This window comes from Levilactobacillus mulengensis (assembly GCF_003946045.1).
Lineage (GTDB): Bacteria > Bacillota > Bacilli > Lactobacillales > Lactobacillaceae > Levilactobacillus > Levilactobacillus mulengensis.
In genome coordinates, this window is record NZ_RHNW01000005.1 from 32,405 (window position 1) to 44,128 (window position 11,724).

Sequence of the window (11,724 nt, forward strand, 5' to 3'; positions counted from 1 at the left end):
TTATTTCCTCCCCGAAAATTGTTTGTGCTGGACCCATCGATAGCCCCATAACCCGATATTCATGAGGTAAATCCCTGTGGTCAGGCCGGCCACTCCTAGGCCCACCTGCTCACGCCAAAGCGATACTTGGCCGACTTGCAGACTGAGGGCCCCCAACGCGGCCACGATAATAATGACCTTGGACCAGGTCAAGTTCATCTGATGATAGTCCCCATTGGGCTCATTTAATAGATAGAGCCAGTGTCGCCGCTGTTGCCAGTCGAAATCGGCGGGGTCAGGCTGCGGCTGCCATAAACTAAGCAGTCCCTCAATCCCTAACAGAATCAGCATGACTAATAGGTCAATTGCCCCTGAATAAATTCAGAGGCTTGTCGCTCACGTGTCTGACGACACAGTAGTCCAACATGCCCATTGGCACTCCTACTCGTAGTGGCAACATCATCGGGTAATTGACGGCTACCCGTTTAACTGTCAGGATCTACCCAACAGTCCTTAGTTTCTTAATCTTGGGATGCTTGACACCGCTTAACCATTCTTGACCAAGCATCTCAATATTCATTGCGCCTAATCGGTCATCATTACAACGATACTGACATTGAGAGCACCAATACTCGTGAGTTTCGTGATGACGATTAGTCTTCTCAACTAGGCCACACTTCGGACATCTCTGTGAGGTAAATGCTGGATTCACTTTCACAACGGTACTCTGAATGGCCTGAGCCTTGTATGTTAAAAAAGACTCTAGCTGGAAAAAGGACCAAGAGCGATGGCTATTCCGAAGGGACCTAGGTAAGTCATCGGTGTTGAATGTTACGTTGGTTAAGTCCTCCAGGACAAAAAGTGTATGCGAACCGTATCGTGCAACGAGTGTCTTAGCTAGCTGATGATTCACATCAGTCATCCAGCGGTTCTCTCGTTGCGCTAGTCGCTTCAGCTTTTTCTTGGCAGACTTGGTACCTTTACTTTGTAGTTGCCGACGAATCTCCAGGAACTTCTTTCGCTTAAGTAAGATTTTTTGACCATCAAAGAATAGTACCTTGCCTTCACTATCAAAGATAGTCGCTAGAAAGCGCAGGCCACGGTCAATACCCACAATTTGAGGGCTATCCTTGGGATTGAAATCACTAACTTCCTTTGTGATACCAATATGCAAAAACCACTTGCCCTGGGTGTGGACCAGCTTAGCGGTACCCAGTTTCCAGTCGTCGGTGAAGTACTTCTCGAATCCTTTATCAGTGAACCCCAACTTAGTTCGTTTACCTAGAGTGGTGATTGAGATCTGTTGCATCTTGTCTACAAAAGAGTAATTACTCTGACGTACCAAGTCTGCTTGTGGCCGACGAAACTGGATGGGATTCACCAACCAGTTCAGGTCTCTAGGAACTTGAACCCACTCCTTTTCTTCGTTCTGGTAACGGTAAGGATGCTGCTTCATTTGTTCTCGGACGGTCTTGTAGCGAGCCACAACTGTCCGAAAAACAGATTGGACCATCTGACTGTTGAGCGGTGATTCTTGTCTGAATATTTTGTACAGATAGTGATTGATTTTTAGCCAGCTTAACTGAAACTCATGGTCAAAAATCCATTGACTAACAACATTAGCTACGCGTTGATATTCCTGGCTCATTGCTAGAAATTGATCTGCTTGATTCGTGTTTGGATAGAGTCTCAGCTTGATTGTTCGTCCTAGTTCAACCAATGGATACCTCCCCTGTAGATTGGGTCAAGTATACCATGTCTAGCACTTTAGGGGAACATATGTTTCGAGAAAAATCACTAAGTGCTGGCATTCATCTTGCGATTAAAATCGCAGGTTTTCTGCTTAGTCCTTAATAAAAGTTACTTCCCCGCTGCCAATACCACTCACTGAACTTAGGCACAGCTTGAATACCTATGTTGACCGCCACGATGAAAAAGAAGCCGTCAAAAATCTGTTGCCGCAAATAACTACGAACGTGTGCTGTCATTATTTTCCTCCCCAGGAAAGACTATTCTGTCCGACTTATAACCCGGGTTAACCCGAGCATATTTTCCCCGTTAGAGCAACGTCCCCACGTTAATCTAACTGCCCTGTATCCGTGCAACTGCCGCCAGCAAAATTGCCAACACCACCATCACCGCGAGTAAGACCAACACCACTCGGCGCAACTGCCAAGCTACGCGGTAGTAACCATAATTTTGCTGATATCGTCGTAACGCTAGTGACCGCGTCAGCCAGTCGCCGATGCCCACGCCAATCAAGACCGCATACAGCAGCTGATCGCGAAACGAGGCAAACACCAACAGAGCTGGCAACGCGACCAGGCTCCCGATACAACAGATATCATAAATGATTAAGTAAGGTTTCATACTTCGGTTCATGGCTAGCTAGCTCCTTCACCTGCTGACTACACCTTCCACAATACCTTACTTTGGGACGCTTGCATAGCCAAAATCGCCACGCCCCCAAACAATCTCACCGGAGGAAAAATAAAACGCCGATTCCCGGTAATCACCCCAGAATCGACGCCACTATTTCAAACTATAACCCGGGTTAACCCCGGCATTTCCAGCCTATAACCAGGCACCTAACGCGAACAGTAGTGGGTACGCCACGAAAAATAAGGACGCACTTTTGACCATTGTCATGAACGTTTGGCGCTTGTCCTGGACCCGAAAGAACGGCCGCATTCCCCGCCACATCACGGGCAACAACAGAACTGCTAGCACGGTCCACACCGGCGCGAGGCCCAGGGCCACGTTGACCAGCGGCCACAGACTACCCAGAACTACAACCCCTTGAATCAACCGCACGGAACCCCGTTGCCCCAGGTAATAGGCCAGCGTGTAGCGATGATTGGCAATGTCTTCCGACCGGTCAGCCGTATCGTTGGCCATTTGAAGCGTAAAGAAGATCAACGTCAACGGCAGGCACAGCAAGAAGGTCGCCCCCACCATGGTCCAGGTGAGCGGCCGCTGACCGTAGATGGACACGTAAACGCAGGTCAGCTGAATCAGAAAGGCAATCGCCAGCGCCACGATGATTGCGGAGAACGGCGTCGCGTTGATGGGCCGCGGTCCGGCCGTGTAAAAGATGCCAATCAAATAACCCACGATGCCAAAGACCGCCACCGGCCAGCCCGTCCGCCAAACTAGGATTGCCCCCGGCACCGCAGCCAACGCATACAGGCCCCAGGCCAGTTGGGCGACCCCCATTTCTGGCAAGGCTAATCGGCCAACCGGATTGGTCTGCTGCGCGTACCCCGCTCGGTCGTGGGCGTGCTGATAATCATAGTAATTGTCGGCCACGTTGACCGCCAGATCAAAAATAAAAACCACTACCAGGCACAATCCAACGTTCACCCAGTTGACCGTTCCCGCATAGAACTGGGCAATCGCTGCGCCCAGGATAAACCACATAACGTTGAGTGGCGCCGTGTAGATCTCCGTTAACTCGTAAAACACTGGCCACGTTAGCCACCGTGACATTTTCCTCACTCCCCACATTGTTTGACACTGTCCCCAGTTTACCAAATTTACAGCGCAAAACTGGCCCCCAAGCTCACCGAAATTTCTGTTATTAAAAGAGGGTGTCACTTCCGCCCCATGGACAGTCGCGATACCCTAGTCTGTTTACTTCAGTTTGCTTTGCCGTTTCCTCTGACGCCAATGCCACCAATCGACTTCACCAGCTAAACCGATGAGTCCGACCACCGTCAGCATCCAGCCGAGCTTGAGCCCCGGCGTTTGGTACGTTAACTTGATTCGGTGCGTCCCGCTAGGCAGCCGAGCGCCAACAAAACCGTCGTTGACCACCAACGTCTGGGTTGACCGACCATCGACCGTCAGCTGCCAGCCCGTTGAGTACGGAACCGACGTTGTCATGACACTGGTCTGGCGCGTTGTCAGGTCCCCGGTGATTTGATTGTTCGTGACCCGCGCATGCTGCAGGCCCCGCCGTTGAACGCGATGAACCTGTTGATTATAAGCTTTGCCAAATGGGACGGCAATCAACCGTGCCGATTTGAAATTGATCTGCTTCGTCGCGTTAAAGGTCACGTCAACCGTCTTGCGGAGCTGGCGCGAATACCCCAGGTTCAACAGCACATGCTGCTTGGGCTCGTAGTCGGACAGGTTATCGATGCCAAATTGGGAGAACGTCTTGGCCGCGTTACGCGTTTTCGCCGTGACCCAGTAATCACCCAGGTCAGGTGTCCGCGTGGCGGCGCGCCAGGCATTCAGTTTGGTCAGCGCCGAGCGCGGTGTGGCGCCCAGCACGCTGGTGTTGTCTTGTGCCTGGAGCTGACCGGCCGTGGTCAATTGCTCAGAGGTGATACCGTTGAGTTCCAAATACAGCTCAGTCCCCTGCGCCCGCTTTGGCCGGTTCAGCGTCAACGTGTAGCTAAGTGGATTGTCCTGTGCATCACTAGTTAATTGGTGCAGGCCCGTGGCATTCGCCGTGGTTGTTTGCTTTAAAATTGTCTGATTCTTCGTCAACACGCGGTTCAACGCCTGCCGGTTCTGCTTCAGTGCGACCATTGGCCCATACTGCCGCATATCTTGCTTGCTGATCAAGCCATTCTCATCCACGGCCAGCTTGGGCGCTTTCAGCGTGCTGCCAAACATATCCTGTTGCTTCTCGTTAAGTCCGGCCTTGATCCCCGCTTGCCCCTGTTTCAGGCGATACTGGACGACCTTGTTGGTGCTGTCGATCACCGGCACGGCATTGGGCGTGACCGTGTACCCCAGCGTCCGCTTAGGCGACTGGTAATCCACTGTCTTCACACCCTTAACCGCAGTTGGCGTGACGGCGCCCTGTGTCAAACTCCGTTCCCGGTCGACGCCACTAAGCTGATGCCAAGCCGCGGTTGTTAGGGCGTGCGGTTGCGTGTAGACCAACGGGAAAGCCAGTTTAGTCGTCAACACCTGGGTGCCCACCCCATTGGATAACGCGTAGACCGGTTTCTCGGTGAAGACCTTCTTCTGTGCGTGATAACCATACGGTAAGGCCTGGTGCGCGGCCACCTGATCCTCGCGAGCAAAGAGATACTTGACCCCCAGCAGCTGGTTCAGTGTGGTCCGGCTATCCCCCTGTCCAATCGGCGCGTTCATTGCGTACTCCGAGTTCTGCAGGTCGCGGCTAAACTGCCCCACGTAGCCATTTTGGACGGAAAAATACGACATTGTGCCGTGGAGGCCGTGGGTCATGGTCATATTGTTGCCGACCGTGCGAAAGAGATTAAAGTTCCGCGTGGCATCGACCCGACTGAACGTCGATGCCTTTTGGGCCACCGTTTGGGCACCATCAAAGTAATCCTGAATGTAGTGGGTCGCATCGCCCCGCCGAAGTTCCTGGGTCGCCTGGACCCCCGCGTTCGGGTCGTAATAGCCCCAGGCGTTATTGACCAAATTGAGACCAACCAGCGTCCAAACCAAGCCCAGCGTGACGCGAGCTGGCGCATTGGCCACAAGAATCGCCGTTAACGCCAGTAGGAGGCCGTAGGTAATTAGGTCGCGGCCAGGATTGCTAAAGACCAAGCCATTACCGAGGTAAACCAGCGCCAGCAGGCCAGCCGCACTGCCCGCCAACCACCAGCGGTCCCGGTTAGTCAGGGTCGGCAGCTGGTCGGCTAACGTCATGGTCGCCAATCCGACTGGCACGGCTGCCAGCAGGATCCAGCGGTTCGATGGCGTCGACAGCACGTTGAAGACCGCGGCCACGGCCGGAAACAGCAAGCCGATGGCTACGGCAACGAGCGTCCCCGCAACCCATTTATGCTGCCGCCAATGAACCAGCGTATAGACACAGCCGAAGAAGGAAATGCCGCTCAACCCCAGCACGCTCCAATAATCTAGCGTATTCCCGGTCGTCAGGACGGCGTTACCTAATTTCAAATAGTAATCAATCGGATAGAGCCACAGGCCGTTGGCAAAAATTGAGCCGGTCCGCGTGGAATTGAGCATCATTAAAAGTGAGGGAACTAGCAACACGCCAGAAACTAAGATACCCAGCCCGGCGGCGGCCAAGAAACGCCCAATGACCACCGGCAATTTCACAGCCAGCGTCCCCTGTTGCTTGACGTGCAGGTAGCGAATCACCGCGTAAATCAGACTCCCCAGTCCCAAAATATAGGCAAAGTAAAAATTACTGAGGATCGTCACCCCGGTCATCAACGCCAGCAGCCCCCACCCCTTACCGTGAAGGATCCGGTCGATGCCAACGAATAATAGAGGCAGCCAGATCATGGGCAAGAGGAAGAAGGGGTGATGGACACCCACCATCAGCGAATAGCCGGTAAAGGCATACGTGACGGCCCCCAACAGACGACTGCTGGGCTTAAACACGTATCGTTTGGCCAGTGCTAGGAAGGCTAGTCCGGTGGCGTAGAGCCGCAAAATAATGGCCCAGCCGAACCCCGCCTCTAAAAATTTCGTTGGCAGTAGCGCTAGCACGTAGGCAAACGGGTCGCCGAGAACGTAATAGGCCAGCGTTGTCAGTTTGTCGGCCCCCAGCCCCATCGTCCAGGACCAACCAGCTAGCCCGCCGACCCCCTCTTTAGTCAGTAGGCGGTGCAGCTCTAAAATGACGGGATAGTGTTGCGTCACCCCGTCCATGTACCAGATCATGGTGCGATTGGCCAGGCCAAACACGCCAAACCCCAATGCCGCAATCACCGTAAACGCTAAGGTGTAAAGCCCCCACAGCGGCCACTGGCGGTGTCCGATTTTCATTTCGTTCCCTCCGTTTTCATTTGGTTACTGGTCTGATCCGTCCCCTGTCTGCCGACTAATTCGGACCAACCAACAAATTATCATTTTTTTGATTACAATTAAAATGTCACTTCCAAAGACGCCGACCACAATCTTAAATGGCGTCAGTGTTAGCTAAGTTAACCTCAATTTTTGCAAGAAAACCGCTCCGTGTCAATGATTCTCGCCAGACGATACCCGATTGTAATGTTTCACATGGAACATTTTGCTAAAACCACCCTTTTGCTGGGAACGCCAGCGTCCGTTAACTGGTCCACACAAAAGGTCGCCACGAGCTTGGAAACTGCTCATGGCGACCGAGGTCTAACGATTTTTTGTTGTAGGCGACCGGCCTTAGAACGCGCCACCGCCGGAACCGCCACCAAATCCGCCCGAACTACCGCCGGAGAACCCCCCGGAGCCACCAGATGTGGAACTCAGGTCGTTCGATGTTTTAATCGAGCCGGCAACACTACTGCCAATCGCATCGCCCAACGGTTGCCCCGTGACGTTAGCGAAGTACAGTGGATAGAAATCGATAAAGCTGGCCTCTACTTCTGCCCGGCCAAAATCAATTTCCAGTTTCCGAGCAACTTGCTTGGCTAATCCAAAGGCCGCGGCGTACGGCAGGATTTGTTCCCACAAGATCAAATCACCAATCTTAGCCGTGTTAAAGTGGCCAATGTCCTTGAGCATCCGCCGAAAGCCTTGGATTTCGTTGACCAAAATCAGGCCTTCTGTGTTGTTGCGGTCGATGCGACGCCGTTGAACCAAGGCGTAACTCCAGACGCCAATCAGCAAGATCACGCCGCCACCCGCGGTCAGGGCAAACTCGTCGATCCCCATGACCCAGGCGAAAATGACCAACGCGATAACCAGCGCACTGATGCCCGCTGCCAACCAGACTAACCGTTGGCGCAAGGTGATGTTCGCGTCATCCTGGTATTGGTCGGTTTGCTCGTCGATGCCCGTTTGCCAGTGTTCAAACCACTTACCGACCTTCCCCTTCTTATCCTTCTTCGCAAATGCATTGAGCTCTTTTAACGTGAAGCTGTCGTTGGCACCCAGGCGAACGAAACATTTCTGCAAGAAATAATTGTCCACGGTCCCCGTCTTGGTGATCCGGACGGTGTCCCGTCGGCCAGCCTTCACCGTTTCCACTTTGAGCTGGTGATTGCCCGCCGCCATCATGATGTCCCCCGTTAATGCATTGGTATTTGGCCACCGCGCATCAACTAGCGATTCCGCCAAGGCTGGTGTCACGCGAGGAACGTCGAAGAAGTGGTCGACTGGAATCGGCCGCGAATAGACGTTGGCCGGATGGCGTTTCAGCCACCACCAGGACCCACCGAGGGTCGCCACCAACGCCACGAGTAAGCCCACGTAGCCACCGTAAACGAGCCGGCGCCGACTCTTTCGTTGGGCATTGGCATCCGCGACCAAGGCGGCTTCCTGCCGTTGGACCGCGGCTTTACGATTTTTCGCGACGCGGTTGGGGTTGGTCGCCGTCACGCTGGTTGGAAAGAGCAGGTGACTCTCAATAAAGCTGTTTGAAGGATTATTGGCCACCGTCATCGTCACGGTCCCGGCCGCGCGATTGACCTGCGTGTGGCCGTCTAAAGGCCCGTGCGTCCAGCCCTGCAGCTGGGTGATGTTTTTCGCTGGTAACTGAATCGTGACCTTCACGTTGGTCAGCGGTACCTCCCAGCCTCCCCCAATGACGCGCCAATTGAGCTGAGCGGTGTCGCGGTAGTTCGTGATGACACCACGCAAGTGAAATTTATACGTGACTTTCAGCCGATTACCCGCATGTACTGACCGGTACAGCTTGGCCTTGAGCCGCTTAGAGGTCTGCGTCAGCTGATAAGTATTGTCTTGTTGATTGCTGGCTGGCTTGGCCGTCACGACCTTGCCACCATTGAGTTGCGTCTGCACCTCGGTGAGTTTGCCGCCCCGAATGCCCCGCAGATCCTGCACGTTAAAAACCCCGTGAAAGTCCGAATTAAAGTGGTACGTCAGCGTTTCCGTGACGTTGGCATCCCCATTTTTCAAGACAGTCACGTGCACGTTAAATGGTTGAATCTTATAGCTGGCTGAAGCGGTCACGGGCGTACTGCCCCACACCAATAGCAGGGTCAGCACTGCCACTAAGCTCCAAATCAGTCCCGTTCCCTTTCGCATGTTCATTCCCCCGTTTCCCCGTATTTGTTTTAGTGTAGCATATTGCCCTCGAGGTGGGTATTCGTTGGCCAAGAAACTTCGGGCTAGCCAGTCGGTTTCCACTAATGGCTTGGACTACGCGAAGATTCCTTTCTACAACTAATAACCCAGTAACACGATTGTCGTCATCTTTGATTGCTATTTACTGGTTAGCCAGATACTATAATGGAGGGAAAAGAATTCAGCACACCAAACACCCCAACGATTGCACTCGTTGGGGTGTTTTTTTAGTTCTAAAAGCGAACTGGTGGGCTAAGGAACACTTACTTCCGATATTTACGACTTAACCAATCCGCACAACTAATAACCCCATAACACGATTGCTGTTGTCTTTGATTGCTATTTCAACACCATCCTTGTATCATGTATTTGAAAGCATTCAACAAACACGCCAAACACCCCAACGATTGCAGTCGTTGAGGTGTTTTTTAGTTTTAAGCTACAAAACTGGCGAGCTAAAAATCGAAAAAATTATTTCCGATGTCTGCGACTTAGCCAATCGGCAAACCAAGCGACCAGTAATCCCACCGCCAGTGGAAATAAGAAAGCATCCAACAAGTTGCTCACTCCTCTCAATCGTCACCTAAATCGACGACTTCTTTAGAATACAGGAGTGACACCCATTCACCGCCTAGTCTGTCTCGCTTTCGTACCCACCGGCTTAATAGCCCGCCAACTCAACCAATCGCCCGGTAATCCGATTGTGAAGCACTTTGATTGTGTTTCCCACCTTGCTCAATTACTATTAAGCCTGTAGATGGGCGTTACCAACCAGCACCCACCTATGGATTGCATTGGCACCCCTAACTAGTCAAACCAATCCAGTACCTTCAGTCAAGAATTAAGAAACACATGCATTTGCCAGGCCCCGACGACACGCCTCGCTGGGGTCTATTTTTGTGCAGAAAAATAGGCGAGCCTTCCGGTATTGGCCGGAAAGGGTCGCCTATTAGATATTCCTAAAAACTATCACTCACCGTAATCGACCGGACTTCAGCGGTTCCTTGACCCTCTGGCCCGTAGCAATAAACGCCATCCACACAGCCCACAAAGCCACCAGCGACCTCGGTGCTTAGGAAACTCGTTGCCATCTGAGTCGCTAGCCAACGATAATTGCCGATGGCCTCGTCAAAGTACCCAAATGACAGCTTCTGACCGTGCTGTTTGAGAATCAGTTTCTTCGGCATCTCTGGACAGGTGATCGTTTCAACGACGGTCTCCTGATCATCCAGATGCTTCGTCACCGTCAACGCAAATTGCCCGTCAACTTCACCGATCATAAATGTCACAAAGTGCGTATGACTCTGATAAACCGCCAGGCCCACCTGACTGTTCGGGATGACGACCTCGCCAAAGGCCACTTCAAAGGTCCCCGTCATGGTGCTTTGCCGAATCCCCAAGAATGTTGGCGAGTCCATGGTTGCCAACGACTTCGGGGAAGAAACTAGCTTCAACACCTGTTTTTGCTGGTCCAAAACGTAGTGGTCGCGGTAAGGATTACGTAGATATAGCGTCCGTAAATCTGCTTTATCCGTTTCAAAAGTCAGTTTATTCGCTAATTGTGGAACTGTCTGGCTAGGAAGATTCAGTTCTCCGTGTGTTGCCAGGCGACCGAGGCCGGGATTCAAAACCGGCCAGCCATCCTCCCATTGGACCTGACCCAGGAACGTTTCCCGGCCCAGATTGACATAGCCCTCACACTGTCTACTACCGAGGCACACAAAGTACCAGTCGCCCGTATAAGCCTGAACAAAGTCGCCATGGCCAACGTTTTTAACCGGGAAGTCTTTGCCCAAGAAACGATGTGTGAGAATGGGATTATCCAAATCCCCTTCGTAGGGCCCGAAGATATTTTTACTTCTGGCAACCGTCATCGCGTGCTGGTGCGACGTCCCCGCCTCTGCTATCAGTAGGTAGAAGTAATCGCCCCGGTGATACAGGTGCGGACCTTCTGGCCAAACAACGTTCCGTAAGGCCCCTTGCCAAACCGGCGTCGTGTCCCCAATTTGACCCGTTTCCAAATCATATTCAGCAACGTAAATTTCCTTATCTCCAGGATACTTTGGCCCAGCTGAATTGTCATGCGTCGCGGCAAAGTAGCATTTGCCCTGATAGAAGAACAAACTCGGATCAATCCCATCGGCCGCATCAATAAAACGCGGTTCAGACCATGGCCCTCGTGGGTCTTGGGCTGTGACAACAAACATGCCACCACGGTTCTTCGTCGTTTCATGGTCTGCGATAATGTAGTAGGTTCCTTGATTATAGCGAATCGTGGGGGCATAGATGCCCTCGTAATCATCATTTCCCCGCAGACTCACCTGCGAATCCCGATTCAAGGCATTGCCGATCTGTTCCCAATGAACTAAATCTCGACTATGAAAGACTGGAATCCCTGGGAAATAAGAGAACGTGGAATTGACCAAATAGAAGTCCTGCCCCACCGCACAAATTGAGGGGTCCGGATAAAATCCATGTAAAACGGGATTTTCATACTGTACATTTGCCATTATTTACGCCACCTAGTTTTATTTTCAAACATCTAATAACCTCAATACCTGCCATTTACCCACAAAAATAGACGACCCTTCCGGCAAGAACCGAAAAGTGTCGTCTATTTACACATACAGTCTAATTTGCTACGCGGGTGCCCCGCCAGCTGACCAGTTTCCCGGCCTCAATCCAGCCAACGGTGACAAAACCACTTGAGCGGGTCCATCATACACCCACCACTAATTTCCGCCAATTAATCTGCTTAACGACATATTCAGTCAC

8 protein-coding genes are annotated in these 11,724 nt (G+C 52.2%); all 8 read right to left on the reverse strand.

The genetic code is table 11. The features are described from left to right. The 8 genes from EKM84_RS06330 to EKM84_RS06360 all read right to left on the reverse strand — a co-directional run bounded on the left by EKM84_RS06330 (nt 1) and on the right by EKM84_RS06360 (nt 11,459). Nucleotides 1-330: a hypothetical protein gene (locus tag EKM84_RS06330; RefSeq protein ID WP_125764848.1), complete on the reverse strand. Its 330-nt coding sequence runs from the start codon at nt 328-330 to the stop codon at nt 1-3. Between the two features lie 148 nt (nt 331-478). Continuing rightward, nucleotides 479-1,699, reverse strand: coding sequence for an RNA-guided endonuclease InsQ/TnpB family protein (locus EKM84_RS06335; protein ID WP_125764850.1), 1,221 nt, complete (start codon nt 1,697-1,699; stop codon nt 479-481). A gap of 130 nt (nt 1,700-1,829) precedes the next feature. Then, nucleotides 1,830-1,967, reverse strand: coding sequence for a hypothetical protein (locus EKM84_RS14160; protein ID WP_164511335.1), 138 nt, complete (start codon nt 1,965-1,967; stop codon nt 1,830-1,832). Between the two features lie 94 nt (nt 1,968-2,061). Then, complete coding sequence (locus EKM84_RS06340) at nt 2,062-2,361, reverse strand: hypothetical protein (RefSeq protein WP_125764852.1); 300 nt, start codon at nt 2,359-2,361, stop codon at nt 2,062-2,064. Nucleotides 2,362-2,553: 192 nt separating this feature from the next. Then, nucleotides 2,554-3,468 carry a prenyltransferase gene (locus tag EKM84_RS06345; protein ID WP_125764854.1) on the reverse strand — a complete coding sequence of 305 codons (915 nt, stop codon included), beginning with the start codon at nt 3,466-3,468 and terminating at the stop codon, nt 2,554-2,556. Between the two features lie 144 nt (nt 3,469-3,612). Beyond that, entirely contained in the window at nt 3,613-6,711 is a 3,099-nt protein-coding gene (locus EKM84_RS06350; protein WP_125764856.1) for a YfhO family protein, read from the reverse strand. A 372-nt stretch (nt 6,712-7,083) separates the two neighbouring features. Further along, nucleotides 7,084-8,910, reverse strand: a complete 1,827-nt coding sequence (locus EKM84_RS06355; RefSeq protein WP_125764858.1) for a DUF2207 domain-containing protein — start codon at nt 8,908-8,910, stop codon at nt 7,084-7,086. 998 nt (nt 8,911-9,908) lie between these two features. Further along, a complete protein-coding gene (locus EKM84_RS06360) occupies nt 9,909-11,459 on the reverse strand; it encodes a glycoside hydrolase family 43 protein (RefSeq protein WP_125764860.1) in 1,551 nt (516 codons plus the stop codon). Between the last annotated feature and the right edge of the window lie 265 nt (nt 11,460-11,724).

Excerpts from the sequence above, each read along its gene's own strand:
- EKM84_RS06330 (WP_125764848.1), bottom strand. The coding sequence starts at position 330 with ATGCTGATTCTGTTAGGGATTGAGGGACTGCTTAGTTTATGGCAGCCG.
- EKM84_RS14160 (WP_164511335.1), bottom strand. The coding sequence starts at position 1,967 with ATGACAGCACACGTTCGTAGTTATTTGCGGCAACAGATTTTTGACGGC.
- EKM84_RS06340 (WP_125764852.1), bottom strand. The coding sequence starts at position 2,361 with ATGAACCGAAGTATGAAACCTTACTTAATCATTTATGATATCTGTTGT.
- EKM84_RS06345 (WP_125764854.1), bottom strand. The coding sequence starts at position 3,468 with ATGTCACGGTGGCTAACGTGGCCAGTGTTTTACGAGTTAACGGAGATC.
- EKM84_RS06350 (WP_125764856.1), bottom strand. The coding sequence starts at position 6,711 with ATGAAAATCGGACACCGCCAGTGGCCGCTGTGGGGGCTTTACACCTTA.
- EKM84_RS06355 (WP_125764858.1), bottom strand. The coding sequence starts at position 8,910 with ATGCGAAAGGGAACGGGACTGATTTGGAGCTTAGTGGCAGTGCTGACC.
- EKM84_RS06360 (WP_125764860.1), bottom strand. The coding sequence starts at position 11,459 with ATGGCAAATGTACAGTATGAAAATCCCGTTTTACATGGATTTTATCCG.